Annotated in this window: 22 protein-coding genes and 1 riboswitch; of the genes, 6 read left to right on the plus strand and 16 right to left on the minus strand. The window is 60.9% G+C overall.

Going from position 1 to position 25057, the window contains the following annotated elements; translation table 11 throughout:
• Positions 1–267 precede the first annotated feature (267 nt).
• Together O3306_RS14325 and O3306_RS14330 are read left to right on the plus strand one after the other, a co-directional pair.
• Positions 268–3501: an FG-GAP-like repeat-containing protein gene (locus tag O3306_RS14325; protein ID WP_272008509.1), complete on the plus strand. Its 3234-nt coding sequence runs from the start codon at positions 268–270 to the stop codon at positions 3499–3501.
• Between the two features lie 535 nt (positions 3502–4036).
• Entirely contained in the window at positions 4037–4507 is a 471-nt protein-coding gene (locus O3306_RS14330; protein ID WP_272008511.1) for an alpha-hydroxy-acid oxidizing protein, read from the plus strand.
• A 49-nt stretch (positions 4508–4556) separates the two neighbouring features.
• Here O3306_RS14330 and O3306_RS14335 read toward each other — a convergent pair whose 3' ends face one another.
• From O3306_RS14335 to O3306_RS14375, 9 genes are read right to left on the minus strand one after another with little or no spacing between them, the layout of a single operon-like run.
• A complete protein-coding gene (locus tag O3306_RS14335; protein ID WP_272008513.1) occupies positions 4557–5600 on the minus strand; it encodes a phosphotransferase family protein in 1044 nt (347 codons plus the stop codon).
• A complete protein-coding gene (locus O3306_RS14340; protein ID WP_272008514.1) occupies positions 5597–6808 on the minus strand; it encodes an acyl-CoA dehydrogenase family protein in 1212 nt (403 codons plus the stop codon). Before O3306_RS14340 ends, O3306_RS14335 begins: the two co-directional genes overlap by 4 nt.
• 3 nt (positions 6809–6811) lie before the next feature.
• Complete coding sequence (locus O3306_RS14345; protein ID WP_272008516.1) at positions 6812–7576, minus strand: SDR family NAD(P)-dependent oxidoreductase; 765 nt, start codon at positions 7574–7576, stop codon at positions 6812–6814.
• Entirely contained in the window at positions 7573–8817 is a 1245-nt protein-coding gene (locus tag O3306_RS14350; RefSeq protein ID WP_272008518.1) for an acetyl-CoA acetyltransferase, read from the minus strand. The genes O3306_RS14345 and O3306_RS14350 overlap by 4 nt, the downstream gene beginning before the upstream one ends.
• Positions 8818–8820: 3 nt before the next feature.
• On the minus strand, positions 8821–9534 hold the full coding sequence (locus O3306_RS14355; RefSeq protein ID WP_272008520.1) for an ABC transporter ATP-binding protein: 714 nt from the start codon (positions 9532–9534) through the stop codon (positions 8821–8823).
• Positions 9531–10274, minus strand: a complete 744-nt coding sequence (locus O3306_RS14360) for an ABC transporter ATP-binding protein (protein ID WP_272008522.1) — start codon at positions 10272–10274, stop codon at positions 9531–9533. Before O3306_RS14360 ends, O3306_RS14355 begins: the two co-directional genes overlap by 4 nt.
• Positions 10271–11506: a branched-chain amino acid ABC transporter permease gene (locus tag O3306_RS14365; RefSeq protein ID WP_272008524.1), complete on the minus strand. Its 1236-nt coding sequence runs from the start codon at positions 11504–11506 to the stop codon at positions 10271–10273. Before O3306_RS14365 ends, O3306_RS14360 begins: the two co-directional genes overlap by 4 nt.
• Positions 11506–12456, minus strand: coding sequence for a branched-chain amino acid ABC transporter permease (locus O3306_RS14370; protein WP_272008526.1), 951 nt, complete (start codon positions 12454–12456; stop codon positions 11506–11508). The genes O3306_RS14365 and O3306_RS14370 overlap by 1 nt, the downstream gene beginning before the upstream one ends.
• 60 nt (positions 12457–12516) lie before the next feature.
• Positions 12517–13752 carry a branched-chain amino acid ABC transporter substrate-binding protein gene (locus O3306_RS14375; RefSeq protein ID WP_272008528.1) on the minus strand — a complete coding sequence of 412 codons (1236 nt, stop codon included), beginning with the start codon at positions 13750–13752 and terminating at the stop codon, positions 12517–12519.
• Positions 13753–13915: 163 nt separating this feature from the next.
• Between O3306_RS14375 and O3306_RS14380 the strand changes: the two genes are divergently transcribed.
• From O3306_RS14380 to O3306_RS14390, 3 genes are read left to right on the plus strand one after another with little or no spacing between them, the layout of a single operon-like run.
• Positions 13916–14707, plus strand: a complete 792-nt coding sequence (locus O3306_RS14380; RefSeq protein ID WP_272008530.1) for an SDR family NAD(P)-dependent oxidoreductase — start codon at positions 13916–13918, stop codon at positions 14705–14707.
• A 23-nt stretch (positions 14708–14730) separates the two neighbouring features.
• Complete coding sequence (locus O3306_RS14385; RefSeq protein WP_272008532.1) at positions 14731–16383, plus strand: class I adenylate-forming enzyme family protein; 1653 nt, start codon at positions 14731–14733, stop codon at positions 16381–16383.
• Position 16384: 1 nt separating this feature from the next.
• The gene (locus tag O3306_RS14390) at positions 16385–17113 is read left to right on the plus strand and encodes a TetR/AcrR family transcriptional regulator (RefSeq protein WP_272008535.1); all 729 of its coding nucleotides are present in this window, start codon (positions 16385–16387) and stop codon (positions 17111–17113) included.
• Positions 17114–17131: 18 nt separating this feature from the next.
• Here the strand turns inward: O3306_RS14390 and O3306_RS14395 are convergent, their stop codons facing one another.
• A complete protein-coding gene (locus tag O3306_RS14395; protein ID WP_272008537.1) occupies positions 17132–17749 on the minus strand; it encodes an exopolysaccharide biosynthesis protein in 618 nt (205 codons plus the stop codon).
• Between the two features lie 447 nt (positions 17750–18196).
• Between O3306_RS14395 and O3306_RS14400 the strand changes: the two genes are divergently transcribed.
• A complete protein-coding gene (locus tag O3306_RS14400) occupies positions 18197–19240 on the plus strand; it encodes a sensor histidine kinase (RefSeq protein WP_272008539.1) in 1044 nt (347 codons plus the stop codon).
• Between the two features lie 72 nt (positions 19241–19312).
• Here the strand turns inward: O3306_RS14400 and trmB are convergent, their stop codons facing one another.
• The 6 genes from trmB to ybeY form a co-directional block, all read right to left on the minus strand.
• Entirely contained in the window at positions 19313–20026 is a 714-nt protein-coding gene (gene trmB, locus O3306_RS14405; RefSeq protein WP_272008541.1) for a tRNA (guanine(46)-N(7))-methyltransferase TrmB, read from the minus strand.
• A 165-nt stretch (positions 20027–20191) separates the two neighbouring features.
• Positions 20192–21373 (minus strand): methionine adenosyltransferase, encoded by a 1182-nt coding sequence (gene metK, locus O3306_RS14410; RefSeq protein ID WP_272008543.1) that lies wholly within the window; start codon positions 21371–21373, stop codon positions 20192–20194.
• Positions 21374–21377: 4 nt separating this feature from the next.
• Positions 21378–21426, minus strand: a riboswitch (SAM-SAH riboswitch).
• Between the two features lie 77 nt (positions 21427–21503).
• Positions 21504–23018: an apolipoprotein N-acyltransferase gene (gene lnt, locus O3306_RS14415; RefSeq protein WP_442970008.1), complete on the minus strand. Its 1515-nt coding sequence runs from the start codon at positions 23016–23018 to the stop codon at positions 21504–21506.
• Positions 23019–23029: 11 nt separating this feature from the next.
• Positions 23030–23920, minus strand: coding sequence for a hemolysin family protein (locus tag O3306_RS14420; protein WP_272008547.1), 891 nt, complete (start codon positions 23918–23920; stop codon positions 23030–23032).
• 100 nt (positions 23921–24020) lie between these two features.
• Entirely contained in the window at positions 24021–24218 is a 198-nt protein-coding gene (locus O3306_RS14425; RefSeq protein WP_272008549.1) for an rRNA maturation RNAse YbeY, read from the minus strand.
• A 236-nt stretch (positions 24219–24454) separates the two neighbouring features.
• The gene (gene ybeY, locus O3306_RS14430) at positions 24455–24943 is read right to left on the minus strand and encodes an rRNA maturation RNase YbeY (protein ID WP_272008551.1); all 489 of its coding nucleotides are present in this window, start codon (positions 24941–24943) and stop codon (positions 24455–24457) included.
• Between the last annotated feature and the right edge of the window lie 114 nt (positions 24944–25057).

Raw genomic sequence — 25057 nt, forward strand, 5'->3', positions numbered from 1 at the left:
GTGGCACACCATGTCTGACTTCAACGCCTATGGGGTCAAATAGAGCAAATTTCTAAGAGAGTGTTCTTGGCTCATCGTAACCACTGGGGAGTGGAAGATAAGACAGGCAACTGGAACACGCAAAAGTCTTGGTGAGAAGATCTTCAACACACGTTGACGCAGGCGCGGTCGCCCTGGTGTGTGGCCTCATGGACCCTTGCAAGGCACACCTCACAACTTGTGATTGACTGCAAGAAAGATCAAAGATACCCCGCCTGAAAAAGCCGAATGGCACCATCTTACGATGCTGTCTTTCATCCCAATTCCTTCGATTTTTCCGAGGTTATTCCCCTGAAACAGCTGCAGACTGACAAGCGACTACATGTCTCGATTCTCTTCATCTTGTTGGCTCTGTACGCCTTTTGGTTCGGTTCACGCTATCCCGCGTTGAATGAGAAGGCATTGATGGGAATGCGGACGGAAACATCCGGGATCGCGTTCGATACGTTGATCGAGGTGTTGCCCGGTGCCGGGCTGCTAAAGGCTGTTTTTGCCAATACGATCAATTGGATCTACACGAACTGGAAGGGCATGACCTTCGGTGTGATTTTTGGTGCCGCCATGCTGACCTTGCTGGGGTTGCTGCCAAAACGTCAATTCAAAGGCTATTTCTCGAATGCCCTGATGGGCACGATGATGGGGGCGCCCTTGGGGGTTTGCGTCAATTGTGCGGCCCCGATTGCACAAGGTCTGCATGAGGCAGGCATGCGCCGAGAGACAACTCTGGCGGCCCTGATCGCGTCGCCATCGTTGAATGTCATTGTCGTTACGATGAGCTTTGCGCTGTTGCCGCTGCATCTGGCCCTGATCAAGCTGCTGGCGATGCTGATCTTTCTCTTGTTAGTATTGCCGGTTCTGGTGCGATTGCTCGACCGTGTCGTCCCGGCCAAACCTACAGCGGATCTCGCACCAACGATCCGAAAGAACTCGTTGCTGCGCTCGATTGGCGAGAAAATCCACCTGGGCGTGCATTCGACGGTTGCCCAGCAACGGTATCTGCAAGCCTTGCGTTGGTTCCTGCGCACCTATGCAGAGAATTTCCTGATGCTGGTGCGTATCACGGTCCCTCTTATGCTTTTGGCCGGTTTTGCCGGTGCGATGATTGTCACGGTGTTGCCAGTCGAAACGCTGTTGTCCCACGTCACCTTTTTTGATGGGCGAATGGGCGCGTTTCTGGCGCTTTGCCTCATTGCCGCCTTTGCACTGTTCCTGCCGGTTCCCATCGCATTCGACGTGATCCTGGTTTCCGTTCTCTATGCGGCGGGCTGGCGGGATTACTTTGCCATGACGGCATTGCTCGCGCTGGGGACTTTCAGCATCTATTCGTTCCTGATTGTCGGCAGGGCGATGTCCTACCGCATCGCATTGTCAATGAGCGCCGCATTATTCTGTCTGTCCATCGCCGGCGGCATCGTGGCATGGGGTGCCGCACCTTATGCGCAGAGTTTCCGCTGGGAGCAGGTGGCAGCCATCTTGCAAAACGCCAAACCGCGCCAGACCGTGAATGAAGCCGCTGTGTTGCCGGATGTGACAGCGGATATCCAAGAGACCCCCGCAGCCGTTCCCGTCTCGCGCAGCCGCTCCACAAACCTCATTTCCCATACCGGCCCCGGTCGTGTCACGGTATCAGAAGCGCCCCTAGAGTCGGCAGCCGCGCCAGCCGTTGGCAACACGGCGTTCGCCCGCATAGACGGCGCCGACATCGGGCTAGACCTGATCCACGACGCGGCAGCGCTCAAACAAATCGAACCGTATACATATTTTGGCGGAATCGCTGCCGGAGACATCGACGGGGATGGGTGGGACGAAATCGTCATGGGGAATGGCCCGGAAACCGGCGGCCTTTCGCTCTACATGAACCGGCAGGGCCGGTTTGTCCGACAGGATGTTTCGCTGGGGCAGATTGACGGCGCTTTTGTCAACGCGGCGACGCTGGTCGATCTGGACAATGACGGAGCACTTGATCTCTTCGTATCGACCTTCATGGAAGGCGCGTACATCTTTCGAAACATAGGCGGGCAGTTTGATCCGAAAGAGGCCACCCGTCTTCCCAACCGTGACGCGCTTATGATGGGTGCCCCTGCTTTTGCCGATCTGGATCATGACGGTGATCTGGATATCCTCGCAGCCAACTGGGTCGGGGCTGCGGCCGTCGGTTTTGGCGCGGACCGCCGCGCAAGGGACCGCATCCTGTGGAACAACGGGACCAGTTTCGAGCCAATGGAACTGCCGGGCGTGCCGGGGGAAAGCCTGAGCACCCTGATCATGGATATCAACGGCGATGGCCATGACGACATTCTCATCGGCGATGACGGCTTCCACTCGGACAAGGCCTATCTCAACACCGGGCACCACAGCTACAAACTGCTTCGGAAATCCGACGGAGTGATGCCCTATCTCGGCCAGGCGACGATGAGCCTGGATTCCGGAGATTTTGACAATGACGGCGAGATGGAAGTTTACCTGTCCCAGATCACCCAGGCCAAATCAAGCGAACGTCAGGATTACTGCAACCCAGAGATGAAGCTGTTGCATGGAGAGACCGCAGATTGCGAGACCATGCTGCTCGATCGCAGCAAACTGTTCGCAGCGACGAACCCATTGCTGCCCAACTGCATGACCATGCAGGACCCGCAGATGCGCGCGATCTGTGGAATGTACGCGCATATCCGGCGCGCGGGCCTGAGCGGTGCGTCATATGACTGCGGCCAATTCCCGGCGGGCTGGCCGGTCATGCGTCGCCTTTGCGAGGCTTTGTTGCCCACCCAGATACTGCCCCCGGCAGAAATCGCGGACGATAACGCAAGGCACGATCCTCTGGGCTATCGGGCCGATAGAAGCCTGCTGCTGTCAAAGACGGAAAACGGAGCGTTTGTCGATCTCTCGACGCAGACGCATTCCGACCGCCCCGGATGGAGCTGGAACGCGAAATTCACCGATCTGGATCAGGACGGGTGGCAGGATATATTTGTCGCAACAGGTTACATTCCCTTGCCGCCCTATGCCTCGAATGCCTTTTACCGCAACACCGGGACGGGGACATTTTCGCATATGTCCTCCGAATACGGTCTGGCGGATGCCATCCCAACGACATCATATGTCTTGATGGACTATGACCGAGACGGAGACGTCGATGTTATCCGTGCGCCAAGCACTGCGGGCGTCATCGTGCATCGCAATGACCGCCCCGATGGCCAGGGCTTGTGGATCAGGCTTCGCGATGAAGTCGGTAACACCTCGGGCATCGGAAGTCGGATCACGATCGAAACAGAGGCTGGCACCCAGGTTCGCATCATCAAGACAAGTGGTGGGTTTGTCTCCTTCGATCCGATCCAGGCGCATTTCGGCTTGGGCTCTGAACCGTCAGCCGCCCGCGTGACCGTCGATTGGCCCGATGGCGCGCAAAGCACCATGGCCGGCCCGGTACAAGGCAACCGCGAGCTTATTTTCACACGTCACTAGGAGATAACCGCCCGTATTCGGCCGCCCAGTCCATTGATGGTCTGAAACTCACGAGATCGTACGTCTCAGCATCCAAAAGACATATCTATGAAGCACAGCATCTGAGCTGGAAGTGCAGATTGCGTGGCATGGGTGCCGGCAGGTCTCAACGGGGATCGACCTCGAGACCGCACCGGGACGGCCGTTGCTCGGATCGGCGCGCGCGGTTTTTCTTGGCCGCGAGCCGGTAATTTGATTGCCGAGATGCCGGTAATGCACCATCATTAAGTTATGATCTATAGATACTGATCTATCAGGGGCATTCAGCTACGACTACCGTGGTCTTGTCCCGTGACCGAGGGAGGTTCGCGCTTGGTGTGCACAATCCAAACGTTCTGCGATCAGAAAACCTGTCAGAAATTCACCAGACAAGAAAAACATATTCACCCCGAAGGGCCGTTGATGAGCAGCGCCAAAGCCCATTCACGTTGAGAAGACCGATATGACATCTGAAAGCTTTCCTCCCCCGCAAAACGCCTGTGAGAAAATTCAGGCTTTGGAAACGGAACTGCGATCAACCGTCACCTGTCGGATATCGACGGCCAGCGCCGTTCGCGAACAGCACGGGAATGCCCTGACATGGGGCGTCAATCAGCCGCCCGATCTGGTGGCTTTTGTCACATCCACCCAAGAGGTCGCGCAGATCGTGCGCCTTGCGGCGTCGCATAGCGTTCCGGTGGCGTCAGTCGCTAACCGCTTTGGCGAGCAATGTGAGATTTTTCTCGATAGCGGTTTTCGTCGAGGCAGCGATATCGCAAAGGCGTTGTCGCTTGGGGCCAAGGGCGCGTTTTTCGGCCGTACGACGCTTTACGATCTGGCGGCGGGTGGTCAGGCCGGGGTCGAGATGGCGCTGCAAATGCTATCGGATGAACTGGAAACCTGCATGGGGCAGATTGGGTGTGCCCGCATTGCCGATCTTGAACAGGCGACAACCGTGCAAAACGCGCCGTCTTCCGCTCCCTCCTGAACAGCACCGCCGGTCAGGGATAGCCGGATACACTCGCCGGAAAATCGGTTTAGCTCGCGACGCTTTCGTCGATCATTTCCACCGCAAGCGCGGCAAGGATCGGCACGGTCTGGCCGTATTGCAGCGCGGTCTCGGCGTTGGCGGCATTGCCGTCCAGATAGCGCCGATAGATCCCTTGCAGGATCGCCGTCAGGCGAAAGAACGAGAACGCCAGATAATAGCTCCAGTTGTCGATGCCCGGCAGGCCGCGATGGCGACAATAGGTGGCCACGTACTCGGCCTCGTCCGGGATGCCCAAAGTGGCGCGATCGACGCCGCCCAGCCCCTTGAAGGCGTTCTCATTGGGTAGCCGCCACTGCATGCATTGATAGGCCAGATCGGCAAGCGGATGCCCAAGCGTCGAAAGCTCCCAGTCCAGCAGCGCGCGCACTTCGGCGCTGCCTTCCGCAAAGATCATGTTGTCGATGCGAAAATCGCCATGCACAAGGCTGACGGCACCGTCATCCTCGGGCTGGTTCGCCTCGAGCCAGCCGATCAGCCGTTCGATATCCGGGTTCGTCTCGACTTCGGCGGCGCGGTATTGCCGCGTCCAGGTGGCGAACTGGCGGGCGAAATAATTACCCGGGCGACCGTAGTCGCCCAGCCCGCAAGCCTCGATGTCGACCATGTGCAGATCCGCCAGCAGCGCAGCCATGGCGCCGTATATCTGGCCGCGCAGCGCCGAGGTCATGCCCGGCAATGCGGGATCCCAATGGGTCACGCCCGACACCATCTGCATCACGATATAGCGTCGATCCAGCGTTTCGTCGGCGCCGCCCTGCAGCAGCATCCGCGGCACCGGAACGCGGGTGTCGCGCAGCGCGTCCATCACGCGGAACTCGCGGTCCACCGCATGGGCACCCTTGAGCAACGGGCCGGGTGGCTGCACCCGCAGGACCGCGCAACTCTCCGGTCCTTCCAGCAGGTAGGTCGGGTTCGATTGCCCCTTGCCAAAGGCACGCACCTGCGGCGTGCCGCCAAGGGACGGCACACGCGCCGCGATCACCGGGGCGAGCGCTGCGATGTCAGCAGGGATGGCGGCCAGATCGGTCATTCCGGCGCGTAGCGTTTCAGCATCTGCCGCGCCAGCGCATCCTGATGCACCTCGTCCGGGCCGTCAGCGATGCGGATCGTGCGGGCATAGGCGAACAACCCGGCCAGCACGGTATCCTGACTGAGGCCACCGGCGCCATGCACCTGTATCGCCCGGTCGATCACGGTCTGGACCATCTGCGGGATGACGATCTTGGCCATGCCAATCATATCACGTGCATCCTTGTTGCCCAGCCGGTCCATCTTTTCTGCCGCCGCCATCGCCAGTAGCCTGCCCTGCTCGATCTCGCAGGCCGACAGCGCGATCTGCTGACGTACCACGCCTTGATCCGACAGAGGCTTTCCGAACGCATGGCGCGACTTCGCACGGCTGCACATCATTTCCAGCGCGCGCTGCGCCCCGCCAATGAGGCGCATGCAGTGATGGATACGACCGGGCCCAAGCCGCCCCTGCGCAATCTCGAATCCACGCCCTTCGCCCAACAGGATGTTCGTCGCGGGCACGCGAACATTGTCGAAAGTGATTTCGGCGTGCCCATGCGGCGCATCATCGGCTCCGAATACGCTGAGCGGGCGGATGACGGTCACGCCGGGCGTGTCCATGGGCACGAGGATCATCGACTGCTGCTTGTGCCGCTCGGCGCTGGTATCGCTTTTGCCCATCACGATCAGGATCTTGCAACGCGGATCGTTGGCCCCGGATGACCACCACTTGCGGCCATTGACGACGTAATCATCGCCGTCCCGGATGATCGACGCCTCTACATTGGTGGCGTCAGACGATGCCACCGCCGGTTCGGTCATGCAAAAGGCCGAGCGTATCTCACCGGCCAGAAGCGGCGTCAGCCATTCCGCCTGCTGCGCCGGAGTGCCGTATTTGATCAGCACTTCCATGTTGCCGGTATCGGGCGCGTTGCAGTTGAACACCTCCGGCGCAATCAGGGAACGGCCCATGATCTCGGCCAGCGGCGCGTAGTCGAAATTGCTCAGGCCAGCGCCAAACTCGGGGTATGGGCACCAGAGGTTCCAAAGCCCGGCGTCGCGCGCTTCGGCCTTGAGCATCTCGATCACGGGCGGGATGGTCCAGCGGTCGGCCGCGGTTTCAACATGGTTGAAATATGCCGCCTCGGCGGGGATCACCTTGGCCTCCATGAACGCCGTGAGGCGCGATTGCAGGTCGGCAATGCGATCGTTTGCAGCAAGTTTCATGTGTCAGATCCCCGTAAGAGTTGCGCCGCCATCGACGGTAAGCGTGGTGCCAGTCATGAAGCTGCCCGCGTCTGACGCGAGCAAGAGAAGCGGCCCGTTCAGTTCCGACATGTTGCCGAGGCGGCGCGGGAACAGCTTGCCGATCAGTTTCTTTCCAGCGGCACTTTGGAAAAATTCGGCGTTGATGTCAGTCTCGAAATAACCCGGCGCAATGGCGTTGACGCGGATATCGTGCCGCCCCAGCTCTCGTGCCATCGCCTTGGTCATGTGCAACACGCCTGCCTTGGCGGCGGCGTAATTGGTCTGGGTCGGCTGCACCACCTGCCCCAGGATCGAGGCAATGTTGATGATGGATCCGCCTTTGCCGCGCTCGGCCATGATCCGGGCCGCGATCTGGGCGCAGCGCCATACGCCACCAAGGTCAGTCTCGGTCACCGCCGCCCAATCGGCCTCTTCCATTTCCAGAAAAGGCGCCGTGCGGGCAATTCCGGCGTTGTTGATCAGGATATCGACGGTTCCGTGCCTGTTCGCGAAGGCCGCAAAGGCAGTCTCCAGCGCCGCACGATCCGTGACGTCGGCAGGATGCGTGTCAGCGTCGATACCCGCCTCTGCCAGTGATTTCGCAACTTGTTCCAGCTTGTCCTGGCTGCGCGCGATCAGACACACCTGTGCGCCCGCATCGCCCAGAACCTGCGCAAAATGCGCTCCCAGACCCGAGGAGGCACCGGTTATGACGGCGATCTTGCCAGTGAGGTCCATACTCGTCATTCCGCAGCCCCCACGACAAAGGACGCGATGGTCGTGGTCGATCCGCCGATGTTCAGCAGGCCGACCTTGCGCGCGCCTTCGACCTGATAGTCCCCTGCCCGGTTCGTCACCTGCTTGTACCCGTCCAGCATCATCCGCACGCCAGTGGCCCCCACCGGATGCCCCATCCCGATCAGGCCGCCCGACGGGTTGATCGGCAGGCGACCCCCATGGGCGATGACGCCTTCCTCGACCGCTTTCCAGCTTTCGCCCGGTGCGGTGATCCCGAAACTGTCGATCGCGGCATATTCGGTCATGGCAAAGCAATCATGTGTTTCGATCGCATCGAGGTCAAACGCGCCGCCGATACCTGCCCGGCCAAAGCATTCCTGTATGGTCTGGTTGACCTGTGGCAACACGAAGCGCGAATTGCGGCTCTCTTCCAGCTTGTCGGTGAACAGCATCGGCGCGGTGCGGTGGCCCCAGCCGTCGATACGGGCCAGATCGCCCAGTTTCAGGCCATGTGCCTTGACATATTCCAGCGCGCGTTTTTCGGACGCCAGGAACACGACCGCGGCACCATCAGTGACCTGCCCACAATCATTGCGACGCACCTTGCCCTCGATCACCGGGTTGGCATCATCATCGACGGTGAAGCTATCGTCGTTGAACGTCCATTTGCGGGTCTGCGAATTGGGGTTTCGGCGGCCATTCTCATAGTTGATGCGGGCGATTTCCCCCAGATGGCGGTAATCCACCTCGCCGTATTTTTCGGAATAGGCGTCGTTGAGATCGGAAAACGCGGCGGGCCACATGTACTTGGCATCCTGCCATTCGCGACCATGCCACGCAGCAGCGCCCAGATGTTCTGCGGCGATCTGGCCCGGCACATTGCGCATGTATTCGACGCCCAGAACGCACACCAGATCGTAACGCCCCGCCTCGATCTCGGCCATCGCCGACAGCATCGCCATCGAGCCCGATGCGCAGGCCGCCTCGTGGCGACTGGCGGGCACGCCCGAAAGGTCTGGATGCAGCGAGGCGAAGATGCCGCCCAGATGGCCCTGGTTGCAGAACAGTTCAGCCGTGAAGTTGCCGACATGGGCACTTTGAATATCGCGCGGCTCCAGCCCGGTGCGCGCCAGCCCGTCCTCCAGCACTTCGCCCATCAGCGCATCTATCTCCAGCCCTTCGCGCGACCAGTTACGGGCGAAATCGGTCTGCGCGCCGCCCAGAACATAAACGGAATTGCCTTGTGCCATCACTTAAACCTCCAGCCATGCTTTGCAGGTGTCATGGTCGATCCGAAGTTCTTCGGGGCTGCCACTGAACACCGTTCGCCCATGCCCCATGACATAGACGTGATCGGCGATCCGCATCGCCATGGTCAATTTCTGTTCGATCAGCAGGACGGAAACCCCGCTGCGGGTGATCTCGGCCAGCAGCTCTGCCACCTGCTCCACGATCAGCGGAGCGAGCCCCTCGGTCGGCTCATCCACCAGAATGAGGTCCGGGCCGGACATCAACGCCCGGCACATCGCCAGCATCTGTTTTTCACCGCCCGACAACACGTCCGCATCAGTATCGCGTCGACGCTCCAGCGAGGGAAACTGGGAATAGACCTTGTCCAGGGTCCAGCTTTTCGGCCCCGCGTTCGCGTGTTGCCCCAGGATCAGGTTCTGCTCGACCGTGAGGCCGGGAAAGATCGCGCGATCTTCCGGCACGTAGCCCACGCCCAGCCGCGCCATCTGGTGCGGCATCATCTGCGACGTCTCCTGGCCCTTGATGCGGATGCTGCCCTCGCGCTCCACGATGGCCATGATCGCCTTGCACAGGGTCGAGCGCCCGACGCCGTTGCGGCCCAGAAGCGCCACGATCTGGCCCTCGCGCACATCCAGATCGACGCCGTGCAGAACATGGCTCAGGCCATAATAGGCGTGTACGTCGCGGACACTCAGAAGGGGTGCGGAATCACTCATGCATCAGCTCCGAGATAGGCTTCTTTCACCGCCGGGTTGGCCCGGATATCCTCGGGCTTGCCGGTCGCGATGATCTGGCCGTAGACCAGCACCGAGATCCGATCCGCGAGGCTGAACACGACGTTCATGTCATGCTCGACCATCATCACCGTGCGCCCCTTGGCGATCTTGCGAAGGAAGGCGGCAAAGGTTTCGACCTCGTGGTGGTTCATGCCAGCGGTCGGTTCGTCAAACAACAGCACCGAAGCGCCGCCTGCAATGGTCATGCCCACCTCAAGCGCGCGTTGTTCGGCATAGGACAGGTTGCCCGCCATATCGGTCTTGCGCGCAGTCAGGCCGATTTCCTCCAGCAGGCTGTCGGTACGCGCGTCGATATCGCCGCAGCGCGAGGCAAACCGCCAGAAGCAGTAGCCGACGTTGCGCGACCACATGAGGGCGCAGCGCAGATTCTCGAACACGCTCATGTTCGCGAAGATGTTGCTGACCTGAAACGACCGCGACAATCCCATCCGGTTGATCTGATATGGACGCAGGCCGCTGATCCGGCTCCCGTGCAGCGTGACCGCACCCGAACTGGGGGCGAACTGGCCCGATATCAGGTTGAAGAGCGTCGACTTACCCGCCCCATTGGGGCCGATGATGGCGTGAAATTCACCCTCCTCGATCTCCAGATCAATGCCCTGGATGATCTTGGCCGCGCCAAAATTCTTGTGCAGCCCCTTGATGGACAGGACGCTCATGACGTGCCTCCCTTTTGCGCACGGCGGGGGGCGGCATTGCGCCGGTTCACCGCCAGCCATGCCAGGCCAGAGATGCTCATGACAGCACCGACAGTCCACGGCGTCCAGCTCTGTGCGTTGACCTCGGTCCAGAACAATTTCAGCGGTTCGCGCGGATCAAAGCTGTTGGACAGATGGTAACAAAGCTCAACCAGGATCACTGATCCTGCGGCGATCAGGAACACGACAGGTACCCAGCGCAGCAAAGCCTTTGCCAGACCGCCCCAGCCCGCACGGCGCACAGCGTCCGGCGTGTCCATCAGAATACCCGTCAGGCCGCGCGGCGCGAACAGGATGATCGCGATGAACAGAAGGCCATAGTAAAACAGCCATGCTTCGGTCAGCCGTGCCAGATTGATTTCCAGCAACGTCACGACCAATGCGCCGACAACAGGCCCCAGCACATAGGTGATGCCGCCCAGATAGGTGGCGATCAGCACGTTGGCGGATGTCCGCAGACCCAGCACCTCGGCATTTGCGATCTCGTAGGTCAGCGCGAACAGGCTGCCTGCGACACCGGCAAACGTGCCTGCGATGCAGAACTGCGCAAAGCGGATCCAGTAGGGCGTATAGCCAAGATATTCGACGCGCTGCGGATTGTCGCGCACCGCGTTGGCCAACCGGCCCAGCGGCGTGCGCGACAAGAACACCATCGCCGCCACGCTGAAAACGGCCCAGACCAGCACCAGCATATAGATTTCCTGCGGGCGGCCATATCCCATCCCTGTCAGGGAATAATCCACCATCCGGTCCGTCGACACGCCCTGTTCGCCGCCAAAGACGCTGGGGAACAGCATCGCCGCTGCCACGAACAATTCCGCCAGCCCCAGCGAGATCATCGCGAAGGTCACACCGGCGCGGCGCACCGACACAAGGCCGAAAATCGCGGCAAGGATGAACCCCGCCAGCGCGCCGCCCAGCGGTACGAATTCCAGCGGCAACGGTACGGTGCCCTCACCGATCGCCGTGATCAGGTAGAGCGATGCAAAGACACCTGCCCCCAGATAGACCGCGTGACCAAAGCTCAGCAGCCCGGTCTGCCCAAGATTGACGTTATAGGACATGGCGAAGGTCGCCATGATCGCCAGTTGCGTCAGCATGACAATGACGAAACGCCCAGCCCCCAGCGACGGCAGCAGCAGTGCAGCAGCGAGGGCTGCCGCGCAGGCAAGGAAGATCACGAAACGTTTCATCAAGATTCCCTCGTTCCCAGCAGGCCGCGGGGGCGCACAATCAGCAGGATCACCAGCAGCAGATACGGAAACACCGGTGCGAGGTTGGCGGGTGCGATGGTCCAGATCTCGCGAAACATGCCGGTGGCATGGGGGGCCGCGCCGCCCAGCGACGTGATCAGATCGGTGAGCGTGCCATCCATCGTGACCATCAGCGTCTGCGTGATGCCAATGATCAGCGACGCGAGGAATGCGCCCAGCAGCGACCCGAGCCCGCCGAAGACAACGATCACGAACAGGATTGTCCCCATCTGTTGCGCCATGCCCGGCTCTGTCACCAGATAGTTACCGCCGATGACGCCCGCCAGACCGGCCAGCGCGACGCCCCCGCCGAACACCAGCATGAACAGGCGCGGCACGTTATGGCCCATCGCCCACAACACGTCGGGATGCGACAGTGCGGCCTGCACCATCAGGCCGACGCGGGTGCGTTTCAGCAACAACAGGACAGAGATGAACATCGCCACCGCGATCAGCAACATGAAAGCTCGGTAGGCAGAATAATCAATGCCACTGACGGAGAAGAGCGTGAAATCAAGGCTTTCGGGAATTCTGTACGGGACGGGCTGACGCCCCCAGATCAGACGCACCAGTTCCTCGATGAGGTAGGCCAGACCGAAGGTAAACAGCAGCTCGGCGACATGCCCGTGCTTGTGGACGATGCGCAATCCGAAACGTTCGATCGCGGCCCCCAGGCAGCCGACCAGCAATGGCGCAAGGATCAGGCCCAGCCAGAAAGACCCGAAGCTGGCCAATTGGTAGGCGAAATACGCCCCCAGCATGTAAAAGCTGGCATGGGCGAAGTTCAGCACCCCCATCAGGCTGAAAATCAGCGTCAAACCACTCGACAACATGAAGAGCAACATGCCGTAAAGCAGCCCATTGACCAGCACGAATATGAATGTGTCCACGCACGCCTCCCAGCAGACGGGTTAACCCGCCCCCGAATTACTCCGGGAGCGGGATCAACTTTAGGGTTTTTCGACCTGGCAAGTCGAATCGTCGCTCAGGTGCTCGGCATCGACGCTGAGAACGGTCTTCCAGCCCAGACCGGTATCCTCGGAGTCGTTGGTGATACCATCCTGGGTAAAGACCGACACGAAGAGCGGGTGAAAGAGCTGGTGATCAGAGGCACGCATCTGCATCGCACCTGTCGGGCCGTCAAAGCTCATGCCCTCCATCGCGGCGGCGATGGCGGCAGGTTCCGCAGAGCCAGCAGCGTTGATGGCCTCGCCCAGCATCTGCATCTGCACGACGATTTGCACATAATACAGATCGCTGTCGTATTTCGCCTCGAAGTCCTTTGCCATCTTGGCCGCGTCTGCGTTGCCCTGCTCCACGGGAACATCCGGATGCCAAGGGGCTGCGTCATAGATGCGCCCTTCGCCCGCTTCGCCGATGGCAGTCGGCGTGCCGAATGTGCCGGAATACTGGGTGAAGAATTTTGCATCCAGCCCGGCGCTGTTCGCCGCCTTGATCAGCAATGACAGGTCCGAGCCGAAGTTGCCGGTCACGACCGCATCCGCCTCGGAGGCAAGGATCTTCGCGATGTACGGCGTGAAATCCTTGACGGAACCGAAAGGATGGAACTCGTCACCGACGATCTCGATATCCGGGCGCTTCTCTGCCAGCATCTCTTTGGTATAGCGGCTGACTTCGTGGCCGTGGCCATAGTCCTGACCGATGATATAGACCTTCTTGATGCTGTCGTCCTTGGCAATCTGGTCTGTCGCCGCGGCCTGCTTCATCCCCGAGTGCGCCTCGAAGCGGAACATGAAATAGTCGCATTTATCGCGTGTGAGCGACGGATCAGCCGAGCCGTAGTTCAGATAAAGTACCGGATCATCCGGGTTGCGGCGGTTGTATTTCTTGACTGCGTCAGCCAGCGCCAACGCCACGCCAGAGCTGGTCGCCTGCGTAACGATGCGGATACCTTGGTCCAGCGCCTCCTGGAATGCGATCACGGTTTCCTGCGCGCTCAGCTTGTTGTCGAAGCGCACGATTTCCAGCGTATCGCCATCCAGCACACCGCCAGCGGCGTTGACCATGTCGGCACCGAACTGGACGTGTTTGCCGTTGACCGTACCAACATTCGAGAAAGCCCCCGAGAACGGGTCGATATGTGCGATGCGGATAGTGTCGGCCAATGCCGTACTGGCAAGCAGACCGGTGGCGACGGTGGCCGCCAGAATTGATTTAAAAGTCATGTTGTCCTCCCTCAGAGTTCCCGATGGGTAGCAACTTTGGAACGGTCGTTCAAGTTATTGATTGCAGTTTCTCCGAATTCTTGGAATAAACGGAAAAAATAAGCCGACGAGGGCTAATAATCCTCCACGCTCGCGTAAATCTGAACAAATTGGAGGCATTTTAATGGAACGTTCGTACCAAATTTGGGACGAAACACCGTCTGCGATCGTAACAGGCGCGGCCTCGGGTCTGGGCCATGCGACAACGATTCGACTTGCCAGCGACGGCTACACCGTCACGGCAGTCGATCTGGACGAGGCCGCGCTAAACGCCGCGTTCGCAGGGCAGGACATGTCGTGCATCCACCCCGTCGCGTGCAATGTCACCGACGATACCGCGGCAGAGGCGCTGTTTGACGCCCACAAGGCCGCGCTCGGCCCTGTTCGGGTGCTGGTCAATTGCGCCGGGATCGCGTCGCCCGGCGCCACATTGCGCCCCGATGGACCCCTGCCGCTGGATGATTTCCGCAACGTGCTGGAAGTCAACGTGGTCGGCACGTTCAATTTCATCCGCCTTGCAGCGCGTCAGATGCAGGAAGCGTCCGCCGGTGTCGACAACCAGCACGGCGTGATCGTCAACACCGCCTCGGTCGCGGCCTATGACGGCATGGTGGGGCAACCCGCCTATGCCGCATCCAAAGGCGCGGTTGCGGCGATGACGCTGCCGCTCGCACGTGAACTTGGGAAGTACGGCATCCGGGTCATGGCCATCGCGCCGGGCGTATTCTCCACGCCGATGGTCAACGAAATGAAGCCGCGCGCGCGCGACGTCGTCACGGCCTTGCGCCCGCCCTTCCCCGACCGCCTGGGCGAGCCGGAGGAATTTGCAACACTGGTAGCGGCAATCGTGGAAAACCGCATGCTGAACGGTGAAGTGATCCGCCTTGACGGCGGCATTCGCCTTCCGGCACGCTGACTTAACGAAGGGAGGATCGTCCAATGACCGGCGACACTTATGAGCCAAGGATCGTGGGACAGCGCTTTGTCGTGGGCGCGGATATCAATCCGACCCGGACAGAACTGCATTTCGGGAACCGCGTCTTTCGCTGCTATGAAAACAGGCCCGAGCGGTTTGACGATCTCTTGCGCCGCGCCGCCCGCGACACCCCCGACAACGAGGCGTTGGTCTGCGGCGATACCCGCCTCAGCTATGCCGAATATGACGAACGCGTAACCCGCGTTGCCAACGGCTTCATCGCCGCCGGGATCGCGCCGGGCGAACGAGTGGGCATCATGCTAGGCAACGGCATTCCGTTCTTTCTGGCCCTGATGGGTGCCGTGCGGATGGGGGCCATCGCCGTCCCGATGAGCGTCAAGATGAGCCCGCCGGAAACGGCCTATATCCTGAACCACTGCGCCGCTGCCGCGCTGGTCACGGAAACCTCTGTTCTGGACCGCCTGCCGCCCATGTCCGAGTGCCCGTCAGTCCGGGCAACCTGGTCCGATGGCCCGGCCGAGGGCATGACGCCCTTTGACGAATTGCTGCACGCGCCCGCCACCGACATCACCCCGGTAGGCACCGAGGATGACACGATCTTCCTCTTTTACACCTCCGGCACCACGGGCAAACCCAAGGGCGCCTGCATCGCCAATATCAACATCATCCATTCCGCACTGCAATATGCCCACGGGATCGACCTGAAACCAGGTCAGCGCGGCCTGCTGGCGATCCCCGGCGCGCATATTTCGGGCTTCATGGCGCTTTATACCAACATGCTCAGCGTGGCGGGCGCGACGGTGATCATGCGCGAATACAAGACCGCCGCCGTGCTGGACGTGCTGAAACGCGAGCGCATCACCTTTACCGTTTTCGTGCCGTCGATCTACCAGCTGATCCTGATGCACGAGAATTTCAACGCCGCCGATTTCGCCCATTGGCGCACAGGTATCTATGGCGGTGGCATCATGCCCCCCGCCATCGTCACGCGACTGGGCAAGGCGCTGCCCAAGCTGCGCCTGATCAATGCCTATGGCGCGACCGAGACCACCTCGCCGGTGTCGATCATGCCCGCTTGGGCCAGTGCGGACCGCCCCGACAGCATTGGCCTGCTGGTCGAATGCGGTGAAGCGGTAGTAATGGGCGAGGACGGTATCGAAGTGCCCCCCGGCGGCATCGGAGAGCTGTGGGTGCGCGGGCCGATGATCGTCAAAGGCTATTGGGAGGCGCCCGAGCAGACCGCAGAGGCGTTTCTCGACGGGTTCTGGCGCACGGGCGATGTCGTCAGCATGGATGACGAAGGGTATCTGTTCATCCACGACCGCAAGAAGGACATGATCAACCGCGCCGGATACAAGGTGTTCAGCGCCGAGGTTGAAAACGTGATGATCGCCCATTCGGAAGTGATCGAATGCGCGGCGGTACCGGTCCCCGATACAGTCATGGGCGAGCGGGTATGCCTCTTCGTCACGGTGCGCGACATGGCCACCGACGAAGCGGCGCTGCGCGCCCATGCCGCGAAATCTCTGTCGGATTACAAACAGCCGGACTTTTACAGGATTTCAACCGACCCGTTGCCACGCAACGCGAATGGCAAGATGATGAAGGCCCCGCTGGTCCGTGAGGCCCGCGCATTCGGGACCGGCGAGGAATAGCATGACCAAACCGCAAAGCGAAACGATCGATCTGGACGCGCTGGGGCGCGAAGTAAAAACGTCGGACAGTGGTCAGGCGCGCACCAGCGAGACCCGCAACCGGATCATCGAGGTTGCCGAGGGCCTCTTTGCCCATCGCAGCTACGCCGCCGTGTCGATGCGCGAGATCACCACTGCGGCAGGTGTCGGGCTGGCAGCGGTAAACTATCATTTCGGCAGCAAGGAAGGGCTGTTCAAGGCCGTCTTCCTGCGGCGCGCAACCGACCTGAACCGTGAACGCGCTCAACTTCTGGAAGCTGCCGACAAACGCGCCGAAGGCGGCGTGGTCCCGCTGCGCGAGGTGCTGAGCGCCCTCTTGCGCCCCGGCATTCGCTGGTCGTTTGACACCGGCGGGCGCGGCCTGTTCATCCAGTTCCTGACACGTCTGCAACTGGATCAATCGTCGCCGCTGCACGAGATTTTCTATAACGACGTCGGCCACCTGCGCCGCTTCATCCCGTATTTCAGCCGCGTTCTGCCCGAATTGTCAGAAGAAGAGATATTGTGGCGCCTGCATTTCACCTTGGGCGCGCTGCATTACACGATCACCGATCTCAAGCGGCTCGAACGTATATCAGAAGGCGTTTGCGACATCTCGCAATTCGAGGCCACGCTGGAGCGGATCGTATCCTTTGCCGAGGCCGGGTTCCGGGGCAACGGCCCGTCCTTGCCACCGAGAGAACGGGTATGATGCAATCTGCGACGCGGCTCATCCCAGGACCGTCGTCAGCAGATAGGTCAGCCCGCCATAGGGGATGAGCGCAAGCATCACGAATATCCCGTCCCGCGTCAGCATTGCCATCGCCAACAGACTGACGCCCGTTGCCACAAAGGACGAGGAAAACGGGATGAATTCAAGAAACGGCATCGCCGCGCCGCTCAACAGGCACAAGACTTGCGGCACCCAGACTATCGGACGATGGAACAGAAATCGCAGCCTGTTGCCCGTGTACCTGTCGACCCAGCGCAGCGCAGGCCGCATCTTGCCCATCGTCAGGCGCAGTTTGCCGGCATCAATCGGCGCATGGTTTAGCTTTTTCGGCAGATAGAGACTACGGAAATTTGCGATCAGTTCAAAAGACAAGAGCACGATCAGCACACCGCACACCATGGAAACGCCCGGAATGCCAGACAGTGGCGTGGCCGCAACCAGCGCAACCAGCAAGAGCGGCGGCAGCGCGCCGTTGTCTCCGCTGGCGTGAATGATTTCACCGACAGTCACATCGTCGTCCCGGTTGTCAGTAAGACTGAGGACAGAGTCCACCGTTTCGCTGAGCGCACCGCCAGCTCGGTTCGTCCGCGTGGCTTCGGTGGGTTTGGTATGCATAGTAAACCCCTGTTTCTTCTACGACTGCCCCCGCCAAGCCAAGGCGCGCAATCTGCATCGCTCGGGCACTTAGACTGCCCAGAGCAATGCTGCAAAGGCTCACAGAAGATGCGTTCCTTTGAAGATAAACGCACCGCCAATGGGAAGGTTCCAGGTTGGCTGGCGGCTGACGCGAAGCGTATGTCAAAAGCCCTCCCGGCGCATAACGCCGAAGCACCGGGATTTTCTCTAATTGCCAAGGCTTCTCTGGCTGCCGAGAAGACAGTTACCAGAACCTGCCCAAGGTGTCCCACAGATCGCACCGGCCATCTGGCCCGATGCCCACAGCATCCAAGGGCGAAAAGGCAACCAAACCGTGATCCACGATTATCACGGCCATGCGCGCTTTGAGGTTTGTGTCATTTCCGAACAGTGTATACTGACACGGATCAAATCGGAGCGTGCCATATGAGTTCCCCAGACCGTCTGCGACAACACCTTGCGGCGATCGTGGAAAGTTCCGATGACGCGATCATCACCAAAAACCTCGACAGCATCATTCAAAGCTGGAATCGCGGCGCGGAATCGCTGTTCGGTTTCACCGCCGAGGAAGCGATCGGCCAGCCCATCACCATCCTTTTCCCGCATGGCAGGCAGGGCGAAGAAGCCGATATCATCGAGCGAATCAGACGCGGTGAGCGCATCGCGCATTACGAGACGACCCGCCAGAGAAAGAACGGCAGTCTGGTGCCGATCTCGGTGACGATTTCACCTATTCGCGACGACGGCGGCCGCATCATCGGCGCATCGAAAATTGCCCGCGACATCACCCTGAAACGTCAGGCCGAAGAGCAGCAGCGCATGCTGCTGTCGGAAATGCGTCACCGGGTCGGAAACTGCTTTGCCGTGGCAGGCGGGTTGCTGCGCATCTGCGCACGACAGGCAGACAGCGCCGAAGAGCTGGTGGAGATGATGCAAGACCGGTTTCGCGCCCTATCGGAGGCGCATTCCCTCGCGGTGCCCAGCCCGGACCCCAAGCAGGCGACGCCATCTAAGACGGCCCTTGCCGATCTCGTCTCCTCCATCCTGCAACCATTCATCGGAGAGAGACAGCCCAGCATTGAGCTTGCCGATTGTCCCGTCGCAGAAGCCGCGATCACGCCACTCGCGCTCGTGTTCTACGAGCTTTGCACCAATGCCGTGAAATATGGCGGGCTGTCCGGGCCGGAGGGGAACCTTACCATCACCAGCAACCAAGACGGCGATCTGCTGCGGATCGAGTGGATCGAAACCTGCACGATCGAAGACGTTAGCGAAGCCGAAAGCCATGAAGGCTTCGGGACGCAGATGAGTCAGACAGCCATTGCCGCCTATCTCGACGGATCGCTCACACGGACATTCACGCCCACGGGTATGAAGGCGGTGCTTGATCTGAGTTATGAAAAGGTCTCGGGCATTTGCGCATCGACACTGTCGGCAAGCGATGCGCATACCGCCCGCACAAACCACTGAGTTCCCCCGGCACGGCGCTCGCCCTATGCGCCGCCGGCAACAGGTTTAGCAGATTAAATCACCTCGTTTTTGTCAGACCCGCCGGAACGTCAGGTAATGCGGCACGCGCCCCTCATGCAGTGCCTTTTGCTCGTACCGCGTGCGAGTCCAATCTGCCCATGGCGTGCGCCAGTCGGAGGGGCGCTCCGCCAACCACTCAAACCCAGCCTTCGGCACTTCCTCCAGCGTCTGGCGCACATAATCCTCGATATCCGTGGCCACCCGCAGGATCGCCCCCGGCGCCATCACGCGCGCCAGAGGTGCCAGATGTTCCTGGGTGACGAAGCGACGCCGGTGATGGCGCTTTTTCGGCCAGGGATCGGGATAGAGCAGAAATGCGCGCGCAATGCTGCCCTCAGGCAAGACGTCAAACAAGTCGCGCGCATCCCCCGGATGCACCGCGACGTTCGTCACGCCTGCCTTGCGCAGCTTGGCCAACAACATGGCCACCCCATTCAGATAGGGCTCGCAGCCGATGAACCCGACATCAGGATTGCTCACGGCCTGATGCACCAGATGCTCGCCGCCGCCAAAACCGATTTCAAGCCAAACCGGCCGGCCACCGAATCGCGCCTTCAGGTCGAGCGGCACGCGCTCCGGGTTCACGTCCCAGCCCACGGCTCCGGGCGAAAGGCCCTCCAGGTCTTCATCCAGCAGCGCCTCCTGAGAGGCGCGCAGGGATTTGCCCTTGAAGCGGCCATAGAAATTGCGCCACGGCGCACCTGATGGATGTTTGAGCGTTGCCATGGTCGCTGCCTTTACCTCGCCCCTGCCCCGAGCGCAAACACTCGCGTGTTCCAAACCGCCCGTGCTTTCATCTTTCCAAAAATACCTGATAGCGACCTGCGCCAAACGCGAAACGGCGACTCTCATCGAGCCGCCGTCTTGAAAATTCCGCGTACGACCGGGCGATCAGATCGCCTTGGTCAGAACATCCACCAGATCGGTCTTTTCCCAGCTGAACCCGCCATCTGCATCGGGTGCGCGACCGAAATGGCCATAGGCCGCCGTACGCTGATAGATCGGACGGTTCAGTTGCAGGTGCTCGCGGATGCCACGCGGGCTGAGGTCCATGCATTTCGAGACCGCTTTCTCGATCTGCGCCGGCGACACATCGCCAGTGCCGTGAGTGTCGGCATAGACCGACAGCGGCTGACTGACCCCGATGGCATAGCTCAACTGGATGGTGCATTTCTGCGCCATGCCCGCCGCCACCACGTTCTTGGCCAGATAGCGCGCGGCATAAGCCGCCGAGCGGTCCACCTTGGTCGGATCCTTGCCCGAGAACGCGCCGCCGCCATGCGGGGCCGCACCGCCATAGGTGTCCACGATGATCTTGCGTCCGGTAAGTCCCGCATCACCGTCCGGACCACCGATCACGAACTTGCCGGTCGGGTTCACATGCCATTTCGTCGCGTCGGTCAGCCACCCCTCGGGCAGAACCTCGCGGATATAGGGGCTTACGATGTCGTAGATGTCGGCACTGGTCAGCGCCTCGTCCAGATGCTGCGTGCTCAGCACGATCGAACCGATACCTACAGGCTTGCCGCGTTCATAGATCACGGACAGCTGGCTCTTAGCGTCAGGCCCTAGGGCCGGTTCGGTTCCATCCTTGCGCACTTCGGCAAGCCGGCGCAGGATCGCGTGGCTGTACTGGATGGGGGCCGGCATCAATGCGTCGGTCTCGTCAGTGGCAAAGCCGAACATGATGCCCTGATCGCCTGCGCCCTCTTCCTTGCCCGACGCCGCATCAACCCCTTGGGCGATATGCGCGGACTGCTCGTGCAGCAGGTTAGTGATCTCGCAGGTTTTCCAGTGGAACTTCTCCTGCTCGTAGCCGATGTCGCGAATGCACGACCGGACGATATCCTCCATCCCGTCCATGTAACCGCGGAGCTTTTCCTGATCCGAAAGCCCCACCTCGCCGCCGATCACCACGCGATTGGTGGTGGCAAAGGTCTCTGCTGCCACACGCGCTTCGGGTTCTTCGGTCAGCAAAGCGTCCAGCACCGCATCCGAAATGCGGTCGCACACCTTGTCGGGATGCCCTTCAGAGACGGATTCCGAGGTGAAGATATAATTCTGTCGTGCCATGAAGTGCTCCATTCATATGACATCGCCACGCCAGGAAGCCGTTGTGACGAATTCGCGCTAGCTAGCGCGCCCGCGCGCGCGCCGTCAATCGTTAATGCGGTAAAGGGCCCCGCTGTGTCGTCTCTTTCACTCAGGCGTTCTGAGCGGACTGCCGCGCAAACCTGTGCCGCTGAGCCGCAAGCGCAGCGATCAGCAGCATCAGCGCCAGCACCGGCCAATCGCCCAACCGGGCATAGGGCGTCGGCGGCGCGGCGCGCGGTAACGCCACATCCAGCCAGCCCGCCTGCCCCAGCGGTATCTCGCCAATTATCTGCCCGCGCGCGTCGATCAGGGCCGAGACACCGGTATTGGCGACCCGTATCATCGGCAGGCCCTGTTCAACGCTGCGCAACCGCGCCTGCGCCAGGTGTTGGTACGGGCCGGACAGCTCTCCGAACCAGGCATCATTGGTGATCAATAGCAGAAAATCGGGCCTTTCCGGCGCGCCTGCGATGTTGCGCGGAAAGACACCTTCGTAACAGATCAGTGGTAACGCCCGGCCCAGCCCGGGCACCTCAACAAGCTGTGGACCGGGACCGGAGGAATAGCCGTTGCCCTGACGCGCTGCAAAACCGCGCAGCCCGAACCGCGCCAGCGTGTCACCAAAGGGCAGGTATTCGCCGAAGGGAACCAGGTGATGCTTGTCGTAGGATGCGGACACCGTACCGTCCGGCGCGATCAGCGCCAAAGTGTTGAAGAACCGCATCCCCTGCATCCGTTGCAGTCCGACAATGGCAGGCGCACCGCGCGCGGCTGCGGCGATATGGCCCAGCGTATCGCCCGCATGGTTCAGCAGGACCGGCACGGCGGTTTCCGGCCAGACCACCAGATCAGGCGGATCACCCGCCGACGTGTAGGCGATCTGACGATCAAAAAAACCCTGGATCTTGTCCGGGTCCCATTTTTCGTGCTGCGCCGCATTGGGCTGGACCAGCCGCACGATGGGCGCGCCCTGCGGCATCGGGACCGGCGTACCGAGGTTTGGCCCCGCCGCATAGGCAGCCGCCAAAGCCACCAGCGCAACGCCTCCACGGACACGCTGGCCCGCCACCGCGTGCCACAGCGCCGCTGCAGCGCCAAGGCTCAGCGCGCATAACAAGAGCGGCCCGCCGATCGCGGCCCATTGCATCATCGGTGTGCCAATCCAGATATGGCCGATCTGCGCCCAGGGAAAACCGGTAAAGATAACACCGCGTAGCGCCTCGGTCAGCGTCAGCGCCGCGACCCAAGCCATCGCACCACCGCCCAGCCACCGCGCGGCCCAGACGCCCAGCATCCAGAAAAGGCCCAGTCCCGCGCTCAGCAGCACCAGTGCGAAGGGCGCCATCCAGCCATGGGTCGCCACATCAACAAGGAATGGCTCCACGATCCAGTTGAGCGCCACCAGAAAATATCCGGTGCCCGCTGCCAGCCCCAGCCATGCCGCCTGTCGCGCGGTCCATTGAAGCGTACAGATGCCGAAAAAGGCTGCAAGCGCCAGCAGCGTCAGTGGCCAGAACCCGAAGGGAGCCTGCCCCAGCCCCGCTAGCGCACCCAGCACCGCACAAAGCGCGGCGCGCTTCCATGCGCCAAGGCTCTCTATCCGCAGCGCGATGCCGGCGGGCATCGTTCGCTCGGTCATTCCCCTGCGGCCGCCGCCCCGGCACCGGGGACGCGCACACGCATCCGCTTGATCCGCCGCGGGTCGGCGTCGACCACTTCGAAAGAGGTGCCGTTAGGATGCTCGATCACCTCACCGCGTACCGGCACCCGGCCGACCAGCATGAAGACCAACCCGCCCAGCGTATCAATCTCTTCTTCCTTGACGTCTTCGACATCCGTCAGCGACTGCCCGATCTCGGCCTCGAAATCTTCCAGCGGGGTTTTGGCCAGCGCCAGATAGCAACCCGGCTTTTCCTCGGACCACAGCGCGCCTTCGCCAATGTCGTGCTCGTCCTCGATTTCACCGACCACCTGTTCGATCAGGTCCTCAATGGTCACCAGCCCATCAACGCCGCCATATTCGTCGATGACCAGCGCCATGTGCCGCCGGTCACTCTGCATCTTCTGCAGCAGGACGCCGATCGGCATGGAGGGCGGGACATAGAGCAGCGGACGCAGCATGTTCTTGAGCGAAAACCGCCCACCATTGCCGTTAAATCCGTGCTTGAGCGCGAAATCCTTGAGGTGCGCCAATCCGATGGGCGTGTCGAGCGTGCCCTTGTAGACCGGCAACCGTGTCATGCCGCTTTCGCGGAACACTTTCACCAGTTCATCCTTGGTAATGTCCGATGGCACCGAGACGATATCGGCCTTTGGGATCGCTACGTCCTCAACCACCATATCATGCAGGTTAAGCATGCCGCGCACGCTCGCCTCCTTGGTGCCATTGGCGTGGCCCTCGGCCTCGTCATCTGTATCACTCGAGGCGAAAGCCCCTATGAAACGGCGAAAGAACCCGCCTTGGTCGTCGTCGCCTGTTTGCGCGCCCTGCGCTGCGTTAGACGCATCTTCGATACTATCGCCCATCGTTCCTTTTTCCATATACCGCGGGGATCGATCCCGCCACGGTTCAATATGGGCTGGTCAGACCCATTTTTTCAAGTATTTCGACCTCGAGCGATTCCATCTACACCGCATCTGCGTCACGCATGTGATCATAACCCGGCAAATGCAAGGCCGCATGCACGATCAGACGCGTGGCATGAGCGCGCAGCGGGATGCCGCCGAGCATTGTTTCGGCGCTGCAGGTTTCACGAGCGATGGCGCTATCCCCCGGCTCCGCCTCGCGCCGGCGGTGGCCTTGCGTGATCATGTGAGCCAGCATGTGTCGCACCTCAGGCAAGGTCCGGGGCAGCCGGAAGATCGAATCGATCCGACAACCCCGCTCGCAGGCCGCTAGGCGTTTCAGGCTCGCGGCGAAATACAACCCAAAGGCGCAATTTCGGACAAGGGAAGCCGCCCAGCCTGACGTACACAAGGCGCAAATATATGAAAAGGGCACCGCTTCAGGTGCCCTTTTTTTCATCGCGCACCGGGCATTCAGGTTTATGGCGAAACGCCTCAATATGGGCTGCGCAGGCCCATTTTACCGAGTATCTCGACTTCAAGCGTTTCCATCAACGTGGCGTCCGCGTCACGTAGGTGATCATACCCCAGCAAATGCAGAACCGCATGCACGACCAGATGCGTGGCATGAGCGTGCAGCGGGATGTCACCGCGCACAGCCTCGGCCGCGCAGGTTTCATAGGCAATGGCGATATCGCCCAGTTCCTCATCCCGCACGGGATCGGGCGCGTCGGGTGTGCCGCCGGGTGTCGGTGCGCCGCGTTCGGCACTGGGCCAGCTCAGCACGTTGGTGGGCTGCGCCTTGCCGCGAAAACTGGTGTTAAGCGCCGCAATGCGCGCGTCGTCACAAGCCAGCACGCTGATCTCGAACGCTTCCGCGTCAAGCCCGAGATGACCCAGCGTCGCATCGGCCGCCGCGCTGCATAACGCTTCGATGTCCAGGTCTGCCCAACGGGCATCTTCGATGATGATATCCACGCTCATGCGGCCCTTATGATCGCGCGGGGCGCGCACAGCAAGGGGCCCCGCACCTGCCGGATCAGAGCTTTTTGACTGCGCATCGCAAGCTGCGGTTCAGATTTTCCCGGTCTTGCGCTA

The sequence above is a fragment of the Roseovarius sp. ZX-A-9 genome, from assembly GCF_028369135.1.
Taxonomy (GTDB): domain Bacteria; phylum Pseudomonadota; class Alphaproteobacteria; order Rhodobacterales; family Rhodobacteraceae; genus Roseovarius.

Coding starts and splice junctions, on each gene's coding strand:
- O3306_RS14425 (WP_272008549.1), bottom strand. CDS start 24,218: ATGCTGGCTCACATGATCACGCAAGGCCACCGCCGGCGCGAGGCGGAG.
- O3306_RS14395 (WP_272008537.1), bottom strand. CDS start 17,749: ATGCATACCAAACCCACCGAAGCCACGCGGACGAACCGAGCTGGCGGT.
- O3306_RS14325 (WP_272008509.1), top strand. CDS start 268: ATGGCACCATCTTACGATGCTGTCTTTCATCCCAATTCCTTCGATTTT.
- O3306_RS14350 (WP_272008518.1), bottom strand. CDS start 8,817: ATGGCACAAGGCAATTCCGTTTATGTTCTGGGCGGCGCGCAGACCGAT.
- O3306_RS14400 (WP_272008539.1), top strand. CDS start 18,197: ATGAGTTCCCCAGACCGTCTGCGACAACACCTTGCGGCGATCGTGGAA.
- lnt (WP_442970008.1), bottom strand. CDS start 23,018: ATGCCCGCCGGCATCGCGCTGCGGATAGAGAGCCTTGGCGCATGGAAG.
- O3306_RS14360 (WP_272008522.1), bottom strand. CDS start 10,274: ATGAGCGTCCTGTCCATCAAGGGGCTGCACAAGAATTTTGGCGCGGCC.
- trmB (WP_272008541.1), bottom strand. CDS start 20,026: ATGGCAACGCTCAAACATCCATCAGGTGCGCCGTGGCGCAATTTCTAT.
- ybeY (WP_272008551.1), bottom strand. CDS start 24,943: ATGAGCGTGGATATCATCATCGAAGATGCCCGTTGGGCAGACCTGGAC.
- O3306_RS14390 (WP_272008535.1), top strand. CDS start 16,385: ATGACCAAACCGCAAAGCGAAACGATCGATCTGGACGCGCTGGGGCGC.
- O3306_RS14355 (WP_272008520.1), bottom strand. CDS start 9,534: ATGAGTGATTCCGCACCCCTTCTGAGTGTCCGCGACGTACACGCCTAT.
- O3306_RS14420 (WP_272008547.1), bottom strand. CDS start 23,920: ATGGGCGATAGTATCGAAGATGCGTCTAACGCAGCGCAGGGCGCGCAA.
- O3306_RS14380 (WP_272008530.1), top strand. CDS start 13,916: ATGGAACGTTCGTACCAAATTTGGGACGAAACACCGTCTGCGATCGTA.
- O3306_RS14385 (WP_272008532.1), top strand. CDS start 14,731: ATGACCGGCGACACTTATGAGCCAAGGATCGTGGGACAGCGCTTTGTC.
- O3306_RS14340 (WP_272008514.1), bottom strand. CDS start 6,808: ATGAAACTTGCTGCAAACGATCGCATTGCCGACCTGCAATCGCGCCTC.
- O3306_RS14345 (WP_272008516.1), bottom strand. CDS start 7,576: ATGACGAGTATGGACCTCACTGGCAAGATCGCCGTCATAACCGGTGCC.
- O3306_RS14375 (WP_272008528.1), bottom strand. CDS start 13,752: ATGACTTTTAAATCAATTCTGGCGGCCACCGTCGCCACCGGTCTGCTT.
- O3306_RS14365 (WP_272008524.1), bottom strand. CDS start 11,506: ATGAAACGTTTCGTGATCTTCCTTGCCTGCGCGGCAGCCCTCGCTGCT.
- metK (WP_272008543.1), bottom strand. CDS start 21,373: ATGGCACGACAGAATTATATCTTCACCTCGGAATCCGTCTCTGAAGGG.
- O3306_RS14335 (WP_272008513.1), bottom strand. CDS start 5,600: ATGACCGATCTGGCCGCCATCCCTGCTGACATCGCAGCGCTCGCCCCG.